General features: G+C 60.5%; 18 protein-coding genes. 7 read left to right on the top strand and 11 right to left on the bottom strand.

The features are described 5' to 3' along the window. Nucleotides 1-9 precede the first annotated feature (9 nt). From LOY67_RS14055 to LOY67_RS14040, 4 genes are all read right to left on the bottom strand, one after another. A complete protein-coding gene (locus LOY67_RS14055; protein WP_265063057.1) occupies nucleotides 10-483 on the bottom strand; it encodes a (2Fe-2S)-binding protein in 474 nt (157 codons plus the stop codon). A 191-nt stretch (nucleotides 484-674) separates the two neighbouring features. Further along, nucleotides 675-2,006 carry a CitMHS family transporter gene (locus LOY67_RS14050; RefSeq protein WP_265063056.1) on the bottom strand — a complete coding sequence of 444 codons (1,332 nt, stop codon included), beginning with the start codon at nucleotides 2,004-2,006 and terminating at the stop codon, nucleotides 675-677. Nucleotides 2,007-2,121: 115 nt separating this feature from the next. After that, the gene (phbB, locus tag LOY67_RS14045) at nucleotides 2,122-2,865 is read right to left on the bottom strand and encodes an acetoacetyl-CoA reductase (protein WP_265063055.1); all 744 of its coding nucleotides are present in this window, start codon (nucleotides 2,863-2,865) and stop codon (nucleotides 2,122-2,124) included. 201 nt (nucleotides 2,866-3,066) lie between these two features. Beyond that, nucleotides 3,067-3,726, bottom strand: a complete 660-nt coding sequence (locus tag LOY67_RS14040) for an aspartate/glutamate racemase family protein (protein ID WP_265063054.1) — start codon at nucleotides 3,724-3,726, stop codon at nucleotides 3,067-3,069. A 162-nt stretch (nucleotides 3,727-3,888) separates the two neighbouring features. On the opposite strand from LOY67_RS14040, the gene LOY67_RS14035 reads away from it, so the two are divergent. The 5 genes from LOY67_RS14035 to LOY67_RS14015 all read left to right on the top strand — a co-directional run bounded on the left by LOY67_RS14035 (nucleotide 3,889) and on the right by LOY67_RS14015 (nucleotide 10,053). Beyond that, nucleotides 3,889-4,881, top strand: a complete 993-nt coding sequence (locus LOY67_RS14035; RefSeq protein WP_265063053.1) for a GntR family transcriptional regulator — start codon at nucleotides 3,889-3,891, stop codon at nucleotides 4,879-4,881. Between the two features lie 231 nt (nucleotides 4,882-5,112). Beyond that, a complete protein-coding gene (locus LOY67_RS14030; protein WP_265063052.1) occupies nucleotides 5,113-6,183 on the top strand; it encodes an isocitrate/isopropylmalate dehydrogenase family protein in 1,071 nt (356 codons plus the stop codon). Between the two features lie 8 nt (nucleotides 6,184-6,191). Continuing rightward, nucleotides 6,192-6,542: a LysR substrate-binding domain-containing protein gene (locus tag LOY67_RS14025; protein ID WP_265063051.1), complete on the top strand. Its 351-nt coding sequence runs from the start codon at nucleotides 6,192-6,194 to the stop codon at nucleotides 6,540-6,542. 15 nt (nucleotides 6,543-6,557) lie between these two features. After that, a complete protein-coding gene (gene acnA, locus LOY67_RS14020; RefSeq protein WP_413776128.1) occupies nucleotides 6,558-9,236 on the top strand; it encodes an aconitate hydratase AcnA in 2,679 nt (892 codons plus the stop codon). A gap of 85 nt (nucleotides 9,237-9,321) precedes the next feature. Beyond that, a complete protein-coding gene (locus tag LOY67_RS14015) occupies nucleotides 9,322-10,053 on the top strand; it encodes a transporter substrate-binding domain-containing protein (protein ID WP_265063050.1) in 732 nt (243 codons plus the stop codon). 45 nt (nucleotides 10,054-10,098) lie between these two features. Here LOY67_RS14015 and LOY67_RS14010 read toward each other — a convergent pair whose 3' ends face one another. Beyond that, on the bottom strand, nucleotides 10,099-10,707 hold the full coding sequence (locus LOY67_RS14010; RefSeq protein ID WP_265063049.1) for a LysE family translocator: 609 nt from the start codon (nucleotides 10,705-10,707) through the stop codon (nucleotides 10,099-10,101). 115 nt (nucleotides 10,708-10,822) lie between these two features. Between LOY67_RS14010 and LOY67_RS14005 the strand changes: the two genes are divergently transcribed. Then, nucleotides 10,823-11,692, top strand: a complete 870-nt coding sequence (locus LOY67_RS14005; RefSeq protein ID WP_265063048.1) for a LysR family transcriptional regulator — start codon at nucleotides 10,823-10,825, stop codon at nucleotides 11,690-11,692. Nucleotides 11,693-11,695: 3 nt separating this feature from the next. Here the strand turns inward: LOY67_RS14005 and LOY67_RS14000 are convergent, their stop codons facing one another. The 3 genes from LOY67_RS14000 to LOY67_RS13990 form a co-directional block, all read right to left on the bottom strand. Continuing rightward, nucleotides 11,696-12,649 carry a sensor domain-containing diguanylate cyclase gene (locus LOY67_RS14000; protein WP_265063047.1) on the bottom strand — a complete coding sequence of 318 codons (954 nt, stop codon included), beginning with the start codon at nucleotides 12,647-12,649 and terminating at the stop codon, nucleotides 11,696-11,698. 3 nt (nucleotides 12,650-12,652) lie between these two features. Beyond that, the gene (locus tag LOY67_RS13995) at nucleotides 12,653-13,651 is read right to left on the bottom strand and encodes a response regulator (protein ID WP_265063046.1); all 999 of its coding nucleotides are present in this window, start codon (nucleotides 13,649-13,651) and stop codon (nucleotides 12,653-12,655) included. A gap of 236 nt (nucleotides 13,652-13,887) precedes the next feature. Beyond that, nucleotides 13,888-14,316 (bottom strand): DUF2628 domain-containing protein, encoded by a 429-nt coding sequence (locus tag LOY67_RS13990; RefSeq protein WP_265063045.1) that lies wholly within the window; start codon nucleotides 14,314-14,316, stop codon nucleotides 13,888-13,890. A 202-nt stretch (nucleotides 14,317-14,518) separates the two neighbouring features. Between LOY67_RS13990 and LOY67_RS13985 the strand changes: the two genes are divergently transcribed. After that, a complete protein-coding gene (locus LOY67_RS13985; protein ID WP_265063044.1) occupies nucleotides 14,519-15,445 on the top strand; it encodes a Gfo/Idh/MocA family protein in 927 nt (308 codons plus the stop codon). 383 nt (nucleotides 15,446-15,828) lie between these two features. On the opposite strand, the gene LOY67_RS13980 is transcribed toward LOY67_RS13985, so the two are convergent. From LOY67_RS13980 to LOY67_RS13970, 3 genes are all read right to left on the bottom strand, one after another. Next, nucleotides 15,829-16,980 carry an acyl-CoA dehydrogenase family protein gene (locus LOY67_RS13980; RefSeq protein ID WP_265063043.1) on the bottom strand — a complete coding sequence of 384 codons (1,152 nt, stop codon included), beginning with the start codon at nucleotides 16,978-16,980 and terminating at the stop codon, nucleotides 15,829-15,831. 4 nt (nucleotides 16,981-16,984) lie between these two features. Beyond that, complete coding sequence (locus LOY67_RS13975) at nucleotides 16,985-18,091, bottom strand: enoyl-CoA hydratase/isomerase family protein (RefSeq protein WP_265063042.1); 1,107 nt, start codon at nucleotides 18,089-18,091, stop codon at nucleotides 16,985-16,987. Nucleotides 18,092-18,225: 134 nt separating this feature from the next. Beyond that, nucleotides 18,226-18,933, bottom strand: a complete 708-nt coding sequence (locus LOY67_RS13970) for an HPP family protein (RefSeq protein WP_265063041.1) — start codon at nucleotides 18,931-18,933, stop codon at nucleotides 18,226-18,228. Nucleotides 18,934-19,105 lie beyond the last annotated feature (172 nt).

Below are 19,105 nucleotides of genomic sequence, written 5' to 3'. Positions count from 1 at the left end.
GTACTCCGGTCAGGCGAGGGCTTTGGCGGCATCGGCCACGGCAGCACGGATACGGACGTAGGTACCGCAGCGGCAGATGTTGCCGGCCATGGCCGAATCAATCTCGGCGGCGCTGGGTTGCCCGCCCTTGGGCTGGGCCTTGAGGAAAGCGGTCGCGCTCATGATCTGGCCGCTCTGGCAGTAGCCACACTGCGCCACGTCATGCTTGACCCAGGCCTCATGCACCGCCGTGCCGACCGGGTCGCTGCCGTCAGTGGCGGCTTCGATGGTGGTGATCTTCTTGCCTTCGGCGGCCGCGACCGGCGTCACGCAGGATCGAATGGCCTGGCCATCCAGGTGCACCGTGCACGCGCCACACAAGGCTGCGCCACAACCGAACTTGGTGCCGGTCATGCCCAGGGTGTCACGCAATGTCCAGAGAATCGGGGTGCCAGGGTCGACGTCGACCGTGTATTCACGGCCATTGATGTTGAGGGCGCTCATGGGGGGACCTGCTCCGCAAGGTTTGGCTCCATCCACTATAGGAATGAATGCCCCTGGCAGATTGCACAATCCGGGTTGATGATTGCCCGATCCTGCGAAGAATGTTGCAACAAAAATCCCGGAACAGTGATTGTTGCCGGGATTTCGTTTGTCTGCTCAGTGCAATCGAATCGAAGTCCTGCCCTTGGCTGCTAGCCCGCCTGGAAGGGGAACAAGCCCAGCAACAAGCACACACCCAACAGCAGGAAGCTCAGCGCAAACGACCATTTGAGGGTGTATTTCTGGTGATCACTGAACTCCACGCCGGCCAGGCCGCACAGCAGATAAGTGGATGCCACCAGCGGGCTCAGCAAGTGAACAGGTTGACCCACCAGCGAAGCCCGGCCGATTTCCGCCGGGGAAATGCCATATACCGCGGCGGCCTTGGCCAGTACCGGCAGCACGCCGTAGTAGAAGGCATCGTTGGACATGAAGAACGTGCCCGGGATGCTTGCCAGCGCAGTGATCGGTGCCAGGTACGGGCCCCACGTCTGCGGAAGCATTGCCAGGAAACTGGCGGACATGGCGTTGACCATACCGGTTCCAGAGAGGATCCCTGCGAGAATGCCGGCAGCCAGGAAGATCGCGATCTGATTCAAGGCCGTTGGCGCATGGGTCGAGATCCGGCGGCGCTGATCATGCATGTGCGGGTAGTTGATCAGCAAGGCGATGGAAAACGCGACCATGAACAGGATCGAAAGCGGCAACCACTCCATCACCAGGCCGGCCATCAAGGCCACTGTCAACGTGGCGTTCAGCCAGAACAGCTTGGGACGACGCAGCTCGGCGTTTTCGTCGGACATCGTGGGCAGGCCTTCATCACTCTCGTCATCGAAGAGGGTAGCGGCGGCGCCTACCGAAAGGCGCAGGGTACCCAGGCGCTGACGCTCCCGAATGCCGATGAAATACGCCAACCCGAGGACGCCCAGGAAGGCGACTACCATTACCGGAATCAACGGCAGGAAGAGGTCGGCGGTATCGACTTGCAATGATGCCGCGGCCCGCGCCAACGGACCGCCCCATGGCAGCAGGTTGGTCACGCTCGCGGCCAGGATGACCAGGCAGGTGAGGCACAACGGGTCCAGGCGCAGGCGCTTGAACAAGGGCAGCATTGCGGTGATGGTGATCATGTAGGTCGTCGAACCGTCGCCGTCCAGCGAGACCATACCCGCCAGCAGAGTCGCGAACATCACCGCCTTGACCGGATCGCCATTGATCAGCGCGATGAACTTTCGAATGATCGGGTCGAACAGCCCGGTATCGAACATGACGCCGAAATACAGAATTGCGAACATGACCATGACCGCAGTTGGCGCGACCTTCTTCAGCCCCTCGATCATCATCCCGCCCATTTCCGGACCGAATCCTGCGATGAGCGCAAAGATGATTGGAACTGTTGTCATGGCAACCAGGGGTGACAATCGCTTGGTCATGATCAACGCCATGAACGTTACGATCATGCCGTAGCCGAGTAGTGAGAGCATTTGTATCACCTTGACCTAAAATACAATTATTGTTATGGATCAGCGCTCAGGTCTATCAAGCTTCCCGCAGGAAACAGGTCAGGCGCAGCGGTTTACCGCCGGGCCCGGATGAGCATCAGCTCATGTGCAGACCGCCGTTGAGCGAGAAGTCGGCACCGTTGGCGTAGCCGGATTCATCACTGGCAAGCCAGGCGCACATCGAGGCAATTTCTTGCGGCGTGCCAAGGCGACGGGAGGGGATGTCCTGGACGATGCGATCCATGATGTCCGCGGTGGTGACAGCCTTGAGTTTTGCCGTGGCGACGTAGCCGGGCGATACCGTGTTCACCGTGACGCCGCGAGGGCCGACCTCCCGCGCCAGTGCCCGGGTGAAACCGCGGATGGCGGATTTGGCGGTGGAGTAGTTGACCTGTCCCACCTGGCCGAGCTGGGCATTGACCGAGGAAATATTGATGACCCGGCCCCAGCCGCGCTCGGCCATGCCATCGATGACTTGTTTGGTCACGTTGAACAGGGAGTTGAGGTTGGTGTCGATCACGGCGGCCCAGTCATTGGGTTGCATGTCCTGGAACACGACGTTGCGGGCAGTACCGGCGTTGTTGATCAGGACGTCGATGGGCCCGATGTTTTTCCTGATGTCCTCGAAAGCCCGGCGACACGAGTCCCAATCCGCGACATTGCCTTCGGATGCGATGAAGGAAAAGCCAAGTGCCTTTTGTTGGCTCAACCAGGTGTCTTTCAAGGGGGAATCCGGGCCACATCCCGCGACGACGGTAAAACCGTCCCTCGCCAGTCGTTGGCAGACGGCGGTACCCAGGCTTCCCATGCCGGCGGTGACGAAGGCGATTCTGTTGTTCATGCGCTAACTCCTGTTGTGTTTTTTGTAGGGAGCATCGAAGCAACCTTTGGGCTGCCGCGCCTAATAAACCTCAGTAGAAATTGTTTTACAGGATAACACGGTACAATAATTGCGAAAAACAGATGCCTTTCTTACAAGCGGTCAGGTAGGGGCTCCGGCATTTTTCAGGTTGTGCGTTGCCCATCCAGGGCAACCAGGACCTCAAGCCTGCAGCAAGCGTCGAAGCTTCAGAACCGCGCTGTCCGGTGTCGTGAGTACATCAAGGCCACAGGCCTGGCTGGCCTGTGGCGCAGCGCTGGTCATGGAGAATTGGGCGAAACAGAGCAATTCGCCGCTGCTGATGGTTCGAGCGCATTCTGCAATCAAGCGGTCATGGCGATCCTTGTTTCCGTTCTGCAGCTCTCCAAACGCCCCGACGCAGACATGGGTCTGCAGTTCCAGATTGACGCCTTGCTGCTGCGCATAGTGCTTGAACTCCTCGACCATTGACGCAATTGCCGCGTCGAAGGTCGCCAACAGGGCCAACTTGCCGGTGCGCTGGAGGGCTTCTTCGATCATCGCTTCGTTTGGCTTGAGCACTGGAATGTCCAAGGCACGCTTGCACTGATCGATGGACTCGCCAAAGGCCGAGCAGGTAAACAGGATGGCGTCCGCGCCGGATTCGCAGGCGTAGGAAGCGAGCTTCAGAAAGCGTTGGTTCATCTCCGGGGTCAGCACTCCTGCTTCGGCGAGGTCGCGGGAAAGCGAGTCTTCGAGCAGATTTGCCAACCTGGCTTCGGGCCATAAGCGCGCAAAAGCCTCGCTGATCGGAGCTATGGACAAGGGTGTGGCGTGGATCAGATAGATGAGCGGGGCCTTCATTGGATTTTCCCTGGGGCAAGAATGGACGGTGCAGGCGCGCCGCCGCTATTCATGTTGATGAGCATTGAGTGTGTTATTTTTCTGCGAGGTCCGGATTATGGCGTCATCCTCCGATCTCATACCATTGCATTGGCTCTATCCTCTTTTTGATGACTGGTTTTCATGAATTCAGCAGACCCGACTCTCGAATCGCCCCTGGTGGATGATCCGAGCAAAACGAAACCCAGGATAAAAAAAGACCTGGCCGAGCAACTGGCGCCCAGAATCATCGACATGGCCCGGGCTCGATCGATGCGTACCGGCGATCCCTTGCGCGAGGAAGCCTTTGCCAAGGAACTCGGGGTTTCCCGGTCGCCGATCCGGCGCGGTTTCGCCTTGCTGGCCGAGCTTGGGCTGGCGGTCAAGGAACCGAATCGCGGCTACTTCCTCACGGCCGATGCGAGCGGTATCGACAGCCGCAAACTGCCGCTGGAAGTGGACCCGTTCGAGGACTTTTACCTGCGCGTGGTCGACGACATGCTTCGCGGCGACATCCCCACGACTTTTTTTGAAGCGGAGCTGATGCGCAAGTACGAGGTGCCCCGCGGGCAACTCATGAAAGTGCTGAGTCGCCTGGCCAACGAAGCCATGGTTGAGCGAAAGCCAGGGCAGGGCTGGGAAATCAACAGCTTCCTGCACGACTCCAAGGCCCATATCCAGAGCTACCGTTTTCGCATGGCGATTGAGCCTGCCGCGATACTCGAGCCGGGTTACGTGGTCGACAAACCGGCCTTTGCCAAGGCCCGGGAGGCGCAGCAGCAATTGCTTGACGGTGACATCTTCAAACTGTCGCGATCGCAGCTTTTCCAGATTGGTGCGCAATTGCACGAACTGATCGTGCGCTGTTCGGGGAATGCGTTTTTTCTCGAAGCCATCCGCCGGCAAAACCAGTTGCGTCGCTTCATGGCCTACAAGGCCAACGTCGATCGACCTCGGTTGATCACCCAGTGCAAAGAACACATCCAACTCCTGGATCTTATCGAAAGCGGCGAGCGCGAAGCGGCCGCCGATTTCCTGCGCAATCACCTTGACGTGGTCGGGCGGCAGAAAACCGAAAAGGAAGCCCGGGAAGAGCTACAGGCGCAGCTCAGTGTCGAAGCCTCGCTTACCCGCTAGCCAATACATCGTTTAATGGATTCGGCATGACAAGGTTGCACGAATTGTATATTCATGCAATAAAATGCAATCTGTCGGGCTCGACAGGACACGACCTGGTTTGGCGAACAGGCCGCGAACGTGGGTGAGTCACTTTCTCATGAGTAAAATTGTATTTCGTTATATTGATATACATACTTGCCATCGGGCCGGCCAACAGGCTTTTCAATCCATAAGAACAAGGGGTTAGCGATGCGTATTTTGGTACTTCCTGGTGACGGTATCGGTCCTGAAATCATTGACTCGTCGATGTCGGTCCTGAAGGCGGCCAACATGAAATTCGATCTCGGGTTGACGTTCGACTACGACGATGTCGGTTTCACCAGCCTGGAAAAACACGGCACGACGCTGCGTGACGAGGTGCTGGAAAAAGCCAGGGGTTATGACGGGATCATCCTGGGCACCCAATCCCACGCCGATTACCCGGCTCCGGAAAAGGGCGGCCGTAACGTATCGGCCGGTTTCCGTATCGGCCTGGACCTGTATGCCAATGTCCGTCCGGCACGCACCCGTCCGTTCCTGACTTCGAACATGAAGGAAGGCAAGACCATGGATCTGGTCATCATGCGCGAAGCCACTGAAGGCTTTTACCCGGACCGCAATATGAGCCGCGGTTGGGGCGAGGTCATGCCGACGCCGGACATGGCGCTGTCCACACGCAAGATCACTCGTCATTGCAGCGAACGGATTGCGCGCAGGGCATTCGAGTTGGCCATGAAACGCGGAAAAAAGGTCACCGCCATCCACAAGGCCAACAGCTTCCACATGACCGATGGCCTGTTCCTGGAATGTGTGCGCAATGTCGCCAGGGACTTCCCCGAGGTGGTTCTCGACGATCTGCTGGTCGATGCCTCGACGGCCCACCTGGTGCGCAATCCCGAGCGCTTCGACGTGCTGGTCGCGACGAACTTCTATGGCGACATCATCAGCGACCTGGCCAGCGAACTGTCGGGCAGCCTGGGGCTTGCCGGTTCGATGATGGCCAGCGACAGCCATTGCTGTGCCCAGGCACAACACGGTTCGGCGCCGGACATTGCCGGGCAGGACAAGGCCAACCCGGTGTCGATGATCCTGTCCGTCGGCATGTTGCTGCAGTGGATGGGCGAGCATCATGACCGTCCGGCATTGATCGAAGCGGGGCAGGCAATGGACAAGGCCGTCGACGCCGTCCTGAAAGATCCCCGGCAACGCACGCCGGATCTGGGTGGCTCATTGGGCACCCAGGCGTTCGGCGATGCAGTCGCCAAGATCATTTCGGGCTGATCGGGCTGGTGCGATACGACATCACCAGCCTGGACCTGTTCATTGCCATTGCGCAGGAGCGCAACCTGACCCGTGCCGCCCGGATCAAGCATCTGGCAAGCTCAACGCATGCCTTGCTGACCCACGAGGCGAAAAAAACGGGGATGGTGCTCAAGTTGAGGATCCGCATCAGCAGATTCGACTGCATGTGCCGGATGATCTCGACAGGCCTCGGGCTGGCGGTGCTGCCGCGTAACGTGATCAACCAGTACCTTCGAAGCCACAAACTCAAGGCAGTGACGCTGGACGAACCCTGGGCCCGGCGTGCCCTGCTACTGGTTCTCAAAAAATACGACAGCGCTTCGCCAACCCTGAATTAAAAAGGCCTGGGCAATATGAGCATGACCGAGACCAACTTCCTCAATCATCTGCGGGTCGATAACGAGCCGTTTGCTTATGTCGATCTGAACAGGATGCTGCCTGCTTCTCACCTGGCGAAGCTTCCCTATTCGATTCGTATCCTGCTGGAGAACGTGGCGCGCTGTTCACCCGAATCGCTGCCCTCGGTACTGGCCCGTGCCATCGGCGACGGACCCGATTGCGAAGTGCCGTTCCAGCCAAATCGCCTGATGTTCCATGACACCACGTGCCTGCCGGCACTGGCCGATTTCGCCGGCATGCGTGATGTGGTCGCAGAGCTGGGGGGTGACCCCAAAGCGATGAATCCGTTGATTCCCGCCGTTTTGACGGTCGACCATTCAGTGATCGTCGAGCATTACGCCGAGGCCGATGCCGTAGAGCAGAACCTGGACATCGACTTTCGCCGGAACAGCGAGCGTTATTGCTTCATCAAATGGGCGCAGCGGAGCCTGGACAACTTTGGCGTGATCCCGCCGGGCACCGGCATCATTCATCAGATGAACATGGAAGCCCTGGCGCAAGTGGTCTGGGAAAGTCGCAGCGAAGACGGTCAGCGCTTGTTGCATCCGGACGATATGGTCGCCACCGATAGCCACACCCCGATGATCAATGCGATCGGTGTACTGGGTTGGGGAGTCGGCGGGCTGGAGGGCCAGGCAGCCATGCTCGGCGAACCGGTGCCGATCAGTTTTCCCAAGGTGATCGGCATTCGTGTCACCAATACCCTGCGCCCTGGGGTCACGGCGACCGACCTGTCGCTGCACGTGGCGCAGATCCTGCGCAAGCGCTCGGTGGTCGGTAAATTCGTCGAGTTTACTGGCCCGGGTATTTCCTCCTTGAGCTGGGCGGCCCGGGGTACGGTGTCCAACATGGCGCCGGAGTATGGCGCCACGGTGGTGCTCTTCCCATTCGACGATGAAACCCTTGCATACCTGAGGCTCACCGGTCGCAGCGAGTCCTTGTGCAACAAGGTCGCCGGCTACATGAACGCCCAGCCGCTGTGGCGGCGTGACGAGTCGAGCGAGCCGCAGTTCGACGAACTGATCGAGCTGGATCTGGCGAGCATCGAGACGAGCGTCGCCGGCCCTCATCAGCCCCACCAGCGCCAGAAACTGTCGAACGCGGCGGCATCCTTTCGCAACGAAGTCCTGGGCGGCGCAGATCTGATCGCCGGTCTGTCCGCCCGGCGTTTTTACGACCCTGCATTCGGAGAGTCCATCACACATGGCGCGGTGGTCATGGCGGCGATTACCAGTTGTACCAATACCGCCAACCCCGCGCAGATGATCCAGGCCGGGTTGCTGGCGCGCAAGGCGCGCCAACTGGGGCTCAAGCGCAAGCCATGGGTCAAGACATCGTTGTCGCCAGGCTCGCGCGTGGTCGCCGACTATCTCGCCGAAGCCAATCTGCTGGATGATTTCTCGGCGCTCGGCTTCGACCTGGCAGGCTTCGGCTGCATGACCTGCATTGGTAACTCCGGGCAGCTTGAGACGCATGTCGAGCGCTTTGCCGATGAAGGCCTCAAGGGGGTCGTGGTGTTATCGGGCAACCGTAATTTTGAAGGTCGGGTCAATCCCAAGGTGCCCGCTGGTTACTTGGCATCGCCGGCCCTGTGCGTAGCCTATGCCATTGCCGGCACCATCGATATCGACCTGGAATCCCAGGCCCTGGCCTTCGATCATGCCGGCGAACCGGTGTACCTGCGTGACCTGATGCCATCGGATGCAGAGATCGCCGCGCAAGTCGCCAAGGTGGTCAAACCGGCGTTCTTCCAGCAGCGCCTGGCCAAGGTCTGGGACGGTACCCATCACTGGCAATCGCTATCGGCCGAGGGCAGCGTGCAGTTTCCCTGGAATCCTGATTCCACCTACCTGCGTCGTCCACAGTACCTGGCCGACATTTCGGCCGAGCCGAAAGCCACCCTGGCCATCAGCGGCGCACGCACGCTGATGGTATTGGGTGACAACGTCACGACCGATCACATCTCACCGGCCTATTCCATTCCCGCCGACAGCCTGGCCGGGCAATGGTTGCTGGAGCGCGGCGAGGATCTCAAGGACCTCAACCAATATTCGACCCGCCGCAGCAACCACGAAGTGATGCTGCGGGGAGCGTTCACCAACAGGGCCGTGAAGAATCGCCTGTTGGGCGACAGCCAGCCGGGGCAGGGCGCTTGGGCCTGGAACGCCGACCACAGTCAATGCCTGCCACTGTATGAGGCTGCCAAGAGTTATGCCGCGCAACAGACGCCCATGGTGATTTTCGCCGGGATCAACTACGGCGCCGGCTCCAGCCGCGACTGGGCGGCCAAGGCCCAGGCACTGCTGGGGGTCAAGGCCGTCGTGGCCCAGAGTATCGAGCGTATCCATCGCAGCAACCTGATCGGCATGGGCGTGATCCCGTTGCGCTTCAAGGCCGGTCAGTCGGTCGACGACCTGGCCTTGCAGGGGGACGAGCGTTTCGACTTCCTCGGCCTGGACGATCTGGCCGTAGGTGATAACCGCGTGGACATGCTGCTGCATCGCGCCAACGGTGAGCGCCAGCAGGTGGAACTCGGGGTGCGCATCGATTCGGTCCAGGAGCTGCGTTATCTGGTCAACGGCGGTGTGCTGCCGTTCGTGATCCGCAAGGTGGTCGAACGGACCCGTCAATAAACAACCTGCACAAGGTGCGGTCGCTGTGAGTCGTGACGCTCACTGAGGAAGACTGTCCTTCGCTTAACTGATTTCGGGAGCAATGATGAGTGCTATCAATCGTGCGGTAATGGATGACCTGGCTCCACAGGGCGTGTTGCGTGCGGCCATCAACTTCGGTAATCCGGTCTTGGCCCAACAGGCGCCGGATGGTTCGCCGCAAGGTGTCTCGGTGGCCCTGGCGAAGGCGTTGGCGCAGGAACTCGGCGTGGCCTTGGAGATGGTTACCTTCGATGCCGCCGGCAAGGTCTTCGCCGCGTTGGAGGAGGGTGCCTGGCGCGTTGCCTTTCTGGCAATCGAACCTGTTCGGGAAGAGCGGATCGCCTTCAGCGCGCCCTACGTGATCATTGAAGGAACCTACCTGGTGGCGACGGACTCGCCTTACCGCACGGTTGGGGATCTCGATCAGCCGGGCCTCAGGTTGGCCGTGGGCAAAGGTGCGGCATACGACCTGTTCCTGTCGCGCACCTTGAAGCATGCGCAGCTTGAACGTGCAGAGACATCGGCGGGCGCGGTGGACCTGTATGTCGACAATGGGCTGGACGCCGCAGCGGGCGTACGCCAGCCACTGGAACAGGTTGCGAGCGACAATCCGGCCTATCGCGTCATCGACGGCGGGTTCACTTCCATCCGACAGGCCATGGCTGTGCCACGCCAGCATGAAGCGGGCGCGGCGTATGTCCGGGATTTCGTCGAGCGCAAGAAAGCGGAAGGTTTTGTAAAGGCTGCATTGATCCACAGTGGCCAGGCCGAGGTTACGGTAGCGCCTTCGGCGTGAAGGATTGGCTCAACCCAGCGTCACTCGGGGCGCTGGTGCAAACGGTCAGGAATGGACGGGCAACACCAGGCCAAACGCCACGAAAAAACCGCCGCAGACCTTGTTGAACCGACGCCCGGTACGGGCCAGCCACGGCCTGACCCGATATGCCGCCGTGGCCACGATGTACTCGACGATGAACTCCACGACGGCGTAGGTCAGCGCGATAGCGGCAGTCTGCGCGAGCAGGTTCCTGTGTGGGTCCAGGAAGGGCGGGATAAACGCGGTGAACAGCAACAGCGCCTTGGGATTCGAGACTGCCGACAACAAGCCCTGTCGGAACAGTGACCACGGGCCGGATCCTGTCACGGCATCCACGTCCAGGGAAACAGGCGCCGACCGCCACAATCCCAGGCCCAGCCAGATGAGATAAAGCCCGCCGGCAATCTTCAGCACCATGAACCCGGTGACAGAGGCCTGGATCAATGCACCTAACCCGAGGGCACACAGCGAGAGCATCACGGCGAAACCCAACACACCGCCACTGATGGTGAAAAGCGTCTTGCGGTTGCCATGAATCGCGCCATGGGTCAGAACCAGCAACGCGTTGGGCCCGGGCACCACCGCGATGCCGCAGCAGGTAAGCAGATAAAGCAGCCAGGTCTCGAAGGGCATGATGTTCTCCAGTGAAAGGCAACGTTCGCTCCCCACATCCTGGTGGTGAAACCCGATCAACAGAAGCGCATAATTCACGGCTTAAAGATTCGATTATCGAATAGAGGTCGTGGACATGCCTTCCGGCGATTTGCAGATGGACTGGCTCAAGTGCTTTGTTGCAGTAGTGGACGCAGGTTCGCTTTCCGGCGCGGCCCTTGAGGTGCACAGGTCACAGTCCGCCGTGAGCATGCAGATGAAGAAACTGGAAACAGCGCTTGGGCGGCAGTTGCTGAGTCGCGGCCCGAGGCATCTGCAACTGACCCTCGACGGACAGACGCTTCTGGGCTATGCGCGGCGCATGGTTGCGCTGCATGCCGAAACCCAGGCCGCCTTCCACGGCGAGGAACTGACTGGGCGTATCCGTCTTGGCGTTGCCGAGGACTATGCAGCCAAGTACCTGACGCCGGTGCTCAAGCGCTTCGCTCCCCGATACGGGGGCGTGGAAATAGAGCTGGATTGCGAACAGTCGACGACCCTGATTCCACGGGTGATGAGCGGCGAGCTGGATCTGGCCCTGGTTTCCCGGGATTCACCCCAGCGGGGCACCTTTCTGTTCAAGGAACCGATGGTGTGGGTGGGCTCGCCTCAGTTCGAGCTTTGGCGGCGAGATCCCATCCCTATCGCGGTCTACGAAAGTGCCAGCCTTGCCCGGCGTAATGCCGTCGACTCATTAGCGCTGCAGGGCCGTCGTTACAAGGTGGTCTACAACAGCTCCAGCCTTGCGGGCCAAGTGGCGGCGGTGGAGGGTGGGATTGCCATTGCCGCTATCACCCAGTGCAGTGTCCCGGCCTCACTGCAAGTACTCGGCAACGAGCATGACCTGGGCGGCATACAGCCGATGGAGGTGTCGGTTCTTCGGAATCGGGCCTCTCGCGGCTCGAAGGCAGTGAACAGCCTTCACGCCTTCATCATTGGTGCGTTGAGAAGCCAGCAGGGGATATGACGGTTACTCGCGCACCGTCACCCGATTACGCCCGGTTTTCTTCGACGTATACAACGCCTCGTCCGCCCAGGCGATCAGGTCGGCGTGGCTGTGCGACGGCTGGCTCAAGTCGGCCACCCCCAGGCTGATGGTGAAACGGATGACCTGGTCACCGAACTGCACCGCCATCTCTTCGACGGACTTGCGCAGACGCTCGGCGAACATCCGTGCCCCGGTCTTGTCGGTGTCCGACAGCACCACGCCGAACTCTTCACCGCCATAACGCCCGGCCACGTCAGAGTCGCGCACGTGCTCGCGAACCAGGCGAGCGACTTGCTCGATGACCTTGTCGCCTGCCTGGTGACCGTAGGTGTCATTGACCCGCTTGAAGTGGTCGATGTCGAACATCACCAGGCTGGAGTTATTGCCATAGCGCTGGTGCCGGGCATACGTGGCCTTGAGGCTTTCTTCCCAATGCCCGCGGTTGTACAGGCCCGTCAGCCGGTCGGTGCTGGACAGCAGCTGTAACTGGGCGTTGGCGGCCTGGAGCTGATGGCGGTTGGTGGCGACGTCGGTGACGTCATAGATCACCAGGCAGATATGGTTGATCTTGCTGTCGGGGGAGCGCAGCGGCAGCAGGGTGGTGTTCTGGAACATGAACTCTTCGTGGCCGGTGATCGGCTGGTAGTTCTTGAACCGCACCAGGTAGGGGCGCTGCTCCCAGACGGTGAAAGCCGGCGTGCCCAGGGCGGCGACGCTTTCCACCTTGCGGCTGAACCACTGTTGGTCGACTTCGGGAAACAGGCTGAAGAAATGCTGGTTATGGGCGTCCTTCGGTTGGACCCCGGAACGGTTCTCCATGAACGTGTTCCAGACCTGGACCCGATAGTCGCGGTCCAATACCACCACGCCGACGTCGATGCTCTGGACAATCGCCAGCAACCAGTGGAATTCGTTCAGATCAACAGTATTGTTCATGGCTCAGCTCATCAAGTAGGCGAGTTTGTGGGTCAACCGCTCGATTGAGTCTTCCGTGAACAGCAATAACAGGTCGAAGCGAATGTCGTGGCCTTCCAGGCTGTAGCTGATTTCCACGGCGAGGGTCTTTTTCCAGCGTGTCTGATTGACTCGGATCAGTTCGTCGATCGCCGCATGCTGACCGAGCACCTGCGGGTGACCTTGGGAGAACACCACGTCGATCTGCTCGGCAATGCTGCTCAGGCAAGCGCCGATCAGCACGCTGGAGAGGTCGAGCACCATTTCCAGGTCCGAATAATCGGCGCTCTGGCGCTGCATCAATTGCGCGATATCGGCGACTTCCGAATCATGGAACATCAACAGGGCTTCTCCGGCGATGCCACTGCCGATAAAGCCCTGGCAGATGGCGGTGAGCTGCTGGGAGCTGCCGGCATCGGTGAGCGCCATGTGCAGCTCACCGACTTCGAGGACGTTCACATTCGGCACCGGCAACTGCACGAAGACGCCCAGGACCTTGGCGATCAGGGCGGCGGCCCGACCAATGGCCACGTTGACTGTCTCGCGGAACGCATCGTGAAAATTGATGGCGGTGTTGCTTGCCGAACGCTGCGGCGGCGGGGTGGCCCCGGCTTTCGTCAGCAGGCCCAGGCGGCTGAGGGTCTGGCGCAGTTCGTTTTCGTCGAAAGGCTTTTTCAGGAACGCCAGCGCGCCCAGTTCACTGACGCGGCGTACCGCTTCCTCCTGGACGTCACCGGAAATCACGATGACTTGTGCCTTCAATCCTTCGGTGCGCAGGGCGCTCAACACCTGGTAACCATCCATCTCCGGCATGGTCAGGTCGAGCAGCACCACTTGGCCCAATCCCTTGCGTATGGCCTCCATCGCCTGGCGGCCGTTACTGGCCTCGGTGATGGAAACCGGCCAATCCGCCGGCAACGCCCGTAAAACTTGCTTACGGGCCATGTTGGAGTCATCACACACCACTAGGGGAATCTCTGACACAACCAGTCTCTCATCAGGGAAAGTACTAGGGCATCATGCCATAGCCTTACAAAGACCACCTAGTAATCAGGGGTATGAGCATCGAAGAGCAGGGCGCTGACCTCGCCGGATCCTCAGCGGTCTTTCCTTTTGAACAAGCGGTCGTCCAGGAAGTTCGACACCGATATTCGTCCCGATCACAAAAAAGCCCGCATCTCATGGCGAGGTGCGGGCTCTTGACCGGCCGTAAGCTGCGATCAGAAGCGCATGCCTTCGAACGGGTTCCAGCTTTGCTCGCCTTTGACTTCTTTCAGGTAGTACGCGTAGTTGGTCATGATCGCGTAGCTCATCGAAAACGCGATGCTCAGTCCTGTATCCAACGCCCTCGGCGACTCCATGCCCAGGATTCCCAGAATCACGCTCACTGCAATGTTGATCCCAAGAATGATGCCGATCATGGCCAGGTTCTTCTTCCAGAGCCCCAGGACGAACAGGTAGATCGGGCCGAAGAAGAAGGCGATCACGTTGGCGTTGATCAGCATCTTTTTCTTGAAACCCGGCAGCGCCTTGAAGGCTTCCCTGTGGCGCGGGTCGTTCGGCGCGCCGTAGGTATTGAAGAAATCAAAGCGTTCCTGCCATTTGGCGCTGTATTTGCCGGTACCTTGTACTTGCTCGGTGGTGCTCATTTTTGACGGCTCCTGGGGGTCCATGTAGAGGTAAAGCTTTCTTCCGCGAATTCCTGCCCGCTTTATAAGCGTTTATGCGAGAAAAAGCCCCTTCGGCGGCTCAGGCGCCCGTTTGATCTGTGACGCGCATCACTATTGTCTGCCAGGCGTTTTACGTCTAGTTTGCTGGCCGATCACAAGTACAAAAATTCAGGAGTCCTAGATGCAACCGATTCGTCTCGGTCTGGTGGGCTACGGCAAGATTGCCCAGGATCAACATGTGCCTGCCATCCAGGCCAACCCCGCGTTTCAACTGGTGGCTGTGGCCACGCAAGGGCAGCCCTGCGCCGGGGTAGAGAACTTCAAGTCCCTGGGCGAGCTGCTCGCCAGTGGTCCCCATGTCGATGCGATTGCGTTTTGCACGCCGCCCCAGGGTCGATTCGCGCTGGTGGAGCAGGCGCTGGCCGCCGGCAAACATGTGCTGGTGGAGAAGCCGCCGTGCGCCACCCTCGGCGAGGCGATGGCGCTGGTGAGCCAGGCCGGGGAGCAGGGCGTCAGTGCGCTGTTCGCCTGGCATTCGCGCTACGCACCCGGGATCGAAGCCGCGCGGGACTGGCTGGCCACCCGCACCTTGCAAAGCGTGCAGATCGACTGGAAGGAAGATGTGCGCAAATGGCATCCCGGTCAGGCGTGGATCTGGCAACCGGGTGGCCTCGGCGTGTTCGATCCCGGCATCAATGCCTTGTCGATCGCGACCCATCTGTTGCCGCTGTCGCTGTTTGTCGAGTCGGCGCAACTGCGGGTTCCCGAGAACTGCCAGTCGCCTATCGCCGCGAGCATCCGGATGTCTGACGCCCGTCACCTCGACATCCGTGCGGAGTTCGATTTCGACCACGGCCATGATGAACTCTGGAGCATCGAGATCCGCTGCGCCGAAGGCACCTTGCGACTGGACAACGGCGGCGCCCTGCTGAGCATCGACGGCGTGCCCCAAGCGGTTTCGGAAGAGGGTGAGTATGCGGCGGTGTATCGGCATTTCCAGCAACTGATTGCCGACAAAGCCAGCGACCTGGACCTGCAACCGCTGCGACTGGTGGCGGACAGTTTCTTCGTTGGCAGCCGGACCTTGGTTGAGCCGTTCTACGATTGATCGCCGGAGCAACAGACAGACCGCTATCGCGAGCAGGCTCGCTCCCACATGGGACCTGTGGGGTACGCAGCATTTGCGTGCACCATCGGACCCTGTGGGAGCGGGCTTGCCCGCGAAGGGGGCGGCACATTCAGTATCTCTGTGACAGACATACCGCTATCGCGAGCAGGCTCGCTCCCACATGGGATCTGTGGGGTACGCAGCATTTGCGTGCACCATCGGACCCTGTGGGAGCGGGCTTGCCCGCGAAGGGGGCGGCACATTCAGCATTTCTGTGACAGACAGACCGCTATCGCGAGCAGGCTCGCACATGGGATCTGTGGGGTACGCAGCATTTGCGTGCACCATCGGACCCTGTGGGAGCGAGCCTGCTCGCGATGCTTTTACACCAGGTAGTTCTTCAATTCCCGGGCGATGACCATCCGCTGGATCTCGCTCGAGCCTTCATAGATCTGGGTAATCCGCGCATCGCGGTAGTAGCGTTCCACCGGATAGTCTTCCAGGTAGCCGTACCCGCCATGTATCTGCATCGCCGAGGAGCAGACCTTTTCGGCCATTTCCGAGGCAAACAGCTTCGCCTGGGAGGCTTCTGAAAGGCAGGGTCTGCCAGCGCTGCGCAAGCGGGCGGCGTGGAGGATGAGCAGGCGGGCGGCGTTCAAGTGGGTTTGCATGTCGGCCAGCAGGTTGGCGATGCTCTGGTGCTCGATGATCGGCTTGTCGAACTGCACCCGCTCCCGCGAGTAGGTCAGGGCCGCCTCGAATGCCGCCCGGGCGATACCCAGGGCCTGGGCCGCGATGCCGATGCGGCCGCCTTCGAGGTTGGAGAGGGCAATCGCCAGGCCCTTGCCACGGGTACCCAACAGGCTGGCCTCGGGAACACTGCAATTGCTCAAGGTGACGGCGCAGGTGTCCGAGGCGCGGATGCCCATCTTGTGCTCGGTGCGGTCGACGATGAACCCCGGTGTATCGGTCGGCACCAGGAACGCGGAAATCCCTTTCTTGCCCAGCTCAGGGTCCGTCACCGCGAAGACAATCGCCAGTTTCGCCCGCTTGCCGTTGCTGACGAACTGCTTGGCGCCGTTGATCACCCACTGGCCGTCCCGCAGTTCGGCGCGGGTCCGCAGGTTGTGGGCCTCGGAGCCGGCCTGGGGTTCGGTCAGGCAGAAGCAGCCTATGGCCTGTCCGCTTGCCAGGTCGGCCAGCCAGATCTGTTTCTGTTCATCGGTGCCGAAATTGAGGACAGGCCCACAACCCACCGAGTTGTGGATGCTCATCAGCGCCCCGGTGGCACCGTCACCCGCGGAGATTTCCTCCACCGCCAGGGCGTAGGCGACGTAATCGACATAGGTGCCGCCCCATTCCTCGGGCACCACCATGCCCAGCAGGCCCAGTTCGCCCATCTTCGCCACGAGGCCATCGTCGATCCACCCGGCTTTTTCCCAGGCCTGGGCATGGGGCGCGATTTCGCCACGGGCAAAATCCCGGGCCATGTCGCGGATCATCACTTGTTCGTCAGTCAGTTCGAGGTCGTGCATGGACTCAGTTCCCGTGGTGGTCGAGGCCGTCGAAGAAACCCGCCACCCGGTTCGCGTCCAGCGCATCCAGGGTCGGCGGATTCCAGCGTGGCTTCTTGTCTTTGTCGATCAGCAGGGCGCGCACGCCTTCGATCAGGTCGCCGCGTTCGAACCACTGCCGGTCCAGGTGCAGCTCCAGGGCAAAACAGTCTTCCAGGCTCAGGTGCCGACCACGCCGGAGCATCTCCAGGGTCACCGCCATGGCCAGGGGCGAGCGGGTTTCCATCAGCTCAGCGGTTTGCAGCGCCCATTCATGGCTGTTGGCAACGGTGACCTGGCGCAGTTGCTCGACCATGCTCGGCACATCGGGAAGGGCGAAGAAGTGATCGATGGCCGGGCGCAGATCGTCCAGAGGTGGGGCCGGCAGTCGCTGCACGGCGAGTTTCGCCAGCAGGCTCTGCAGGTCCTTGAGCGGCATGTCGCTCCACTCCAGCCGATCGAGACGCTCATCGAGTTGAGCGAGCTTGCGGCTTTCCAGGTACCAGTCGGCCAGACCGCAGTACAGCGCGTCGGCAGCCTTTATCTGGGCACCGCTGACGCCCAGGTAGATGCCCAACTCGCCCGGGATGCGTGGCAGGAAGTAACTGCCACCGACGTCCGGGAAGTAACCGATGCCGACCTCGGGCATGCCCAGGCGGCTGCGTTCGGTCACCACCCGCAGGTCCGCGCCCTGGGCCAGCCCCATGCCGCCGCCCAGGACGAAACCGTCCATGAGAGCGAGAATCGGTTTGCGGTAATGGTGAATCGTCAGGTCGAGGGCGTACTCCTCGACGAAAAAGTCTTCGTGCAGCGTGTCGCCCTGCTTGTGGCTGTCATAGAGCGAACGGATATCGCCACCGGCACAAAACGCCTTGTCCCCGGCACCGCGCAACACCACCGCGTGGATCCGAGGGTCGGCAAGCCAGGCATCGAGTTGTTGCTGCAAGCTGCGCACCATGCCCAGGGTGAGGGCATTGAGGCCGGCGGGGCGGTTCAGGGTCAAATGGCCAATGTGGTTGCGAACTTCGACCAACACCTCAGAAGCCACGACTTCGACAATCCCTGTGGCTTGGGATGAAACCTGAGCAGTCATCGCTAACTCCCTGCTTTTATTGTTCTTTATGAATTGTGTCGCGCGTATCCGGTCGGGATCGTAACAGTGCAAAATTGCCTCGCACAACCGGCATACGTGCAGGTCCTGTCTGCATATTTATAGCAGCCACAGGATCAACCGCGACCCGACAGCACCTCCGTGATGCTGCGGCGCTTGGCATTTCGCTCGCTGGCATGGATCAATTGTTCGAGATCTTCAGGGGTTACGTCGAAGAATGCTTCCATTTCCGCAAGTGCCAGTTTCAAGTCCTCGGCGGTAATGGCCTGACGGTCTACGGGAGGATGGTCGGCGGGAATGACGGCCACCGGCTCGCTGGCCCGCTTCGGATAGCGCACCCGTGTCAGGTTGTTGTAGACCAGCGCACTGGCGAGCAGGGCGGACCCTGCCAGCATGGCCGCGCCGAGAGCCTGCCAGTCCAGGGCGACAATGGACGAGTCCGCCAGCACCAACGTCGCCGCCAGGGCACCGGCCGGCGGATGAATGCAGCGCAGCCAGCACATCAACACCAGCGCCATGCCGGCCGCCAGGCAGGCGCTGCCCAGTGTGCGGCCCAGTACGTGGGCCACCAGCAGCCCCACGACCGATGCACACAGGTAACCGCCGAAAATCGACCAGGGCTGGGCGAGGGCGCCCGAAGAGACCGCGAACAGCAACACCGCCGATGCCCCGAGAGGGCCGATCAGGTGTTGCGCCACTTCGAGGCCATACACCTGGCCGCAAAGCCAGACACTGAACATGACCCCCAGGGCCATGCCGATGGCGGCGCGGCTCCATTCGGTGGGACGGGTATTGATGGCAGCGGGGAACCAGCGAGAAAGCATCGAGCGGAAATCCAAAAAACGAGCAAAAAAATGGGCTTACGGGAGAATCCCTGAAAGCCCTTTAAGTGTTCCAACATTTGGGGGAGGAACGATGCACAGTGTGACGCCCGCCATCTCCGCTTACAAATTCATATTAATGCTGCTTGAGATCATTTATTTTGAAGTAAAGGTG

It is taken from the genome of Pseudomonas sp. B21-056 (genome assembly GCF_026016325.1).
Lineage (GTDB): Bacteria > Pseudomonadota > Gammaproteobacteria > Pseudomonadales > Pseudomonadaceae > Aquipseudomonas.
Note: the sequence above shows the minus strand (reverse complement) of the source record. Positions and strands in the feature narration are given on the sequence as shown.

Excerpts from the sequence above, each read along its gene's own strand:
- LOY67_RS14055 (WP_265063057.1), bottom strand. The coding sequence starts at position 483 with ATGAGCGCCCTCAACATCAATGGCCGTGAATACACGGTCGACGTCGAC.
- LOY67_RS14050 (WP_265063056.1), bottom strand. The coding sequence starts at position 2,006 with ATGCTCTCACTACTCGGCTACGGCATGATCGTAACGTTCATGGCGTTG.
- phbB (WP_265063055.1), bottom strand. The coding sequence starts at position 2,865 with ATGAACAACAGAATCGCCTTCGTCACCGCCGGCATGGGAAGCCTGGGT.
- LOY67_RS14040 (WP_265063054.1), bottom strand. The coding sequence starts at position 3,726 with ATGAAGGCCCCGCTCATCTATCTGATCCACGCCACACCCTTGTCCATA.
- LOY67_RS14035 (WP_265063053.1), top strand. The coding sequence starts at position 3,889 with ATGAATTCAGCAGACCCGACTCTCGAATCGCCCCTGGTGGATGATCCG.
- LOY67_RS14030 (WP_265063052.1), top strand. The coding sequence starts at position 5,113 with ATGCGTATTTTGGTACTTCCTGGTGACGGTATCGGTCCTGAAATCATT.
- acnA (WP_413776128.1), top strand. The coding sequence starts at position 6,558 with ATGAGCATGACCGAGACCAACTTCCTCAATCATCTGCGGGTCGATAAC.
- LOY67_RS14015 (WP_265063050.1), top strand. The coding sequence starts at position 9,322 with ATGAGTGCTATCAATCGTGCGGTAATGGATGACCTGGCTCCACAGGGC.
- LOY67_RS14010 (WP_265063049.1), bottom strand. The coding sequence starts at position 10,707 with ATGCCCTTCGAGACCTGGCTGCTTTATCTGCTTACCTGCTGCGGCATC.
- LOY67_RS14005 (WP_265063048.1), top strand. The coding sequence starts at position 10,823 with ATGCCTTCCGGCGATTTGCAGATGGACTGGCTCAAGTGCTTTGTTGCA.
- LOY67_RS14000 (WP_265063047.1), bottom strand. The coding sequence starts at position 12,649 with ATGAACAATACTGTTGATCTGAACGAATTCCACTGGTTGCTGGCGATT.
- LOY67_RS13990 (WP_265063045.1), bottom strand. The coding sequence starts at position 14,316 with ATGAGCACCACCGAGCAAGTACAAGGTACCGGCAAATACAGCGCCAAA.
- LOY67_RS13985 (WP_265063044.1), top strand. The coding sequence starts at position 14,519 with ATGCAACCGATTCGTCTCGGTCTGGTGGGCTACGGCAAGATTGCCCAG.
- LOY67_RS13980 (WP_265063043.1), bottom strand. The coding sequence starts at position 16,980 with ATGCACGACCTCGAACTGACTGACGAACAAGTGATGATCCGCGACATG.
- LOY67_RS13975 (WP_265063042.1), bottom strand. The coding sequence starts at position 18,091 with ATGACTGCTCAGGTTTCATCCCAAGCCACAGGGATTGTCGAAGTCGTG.
- LOY67_RS13970 (WP_265063041.1), bottom strand. The coding sequence starts at position 18,933 with ATGCTTTCTCGCTGGTTCCCCGCTGCCATCAATACCCGTCCCACCGAA.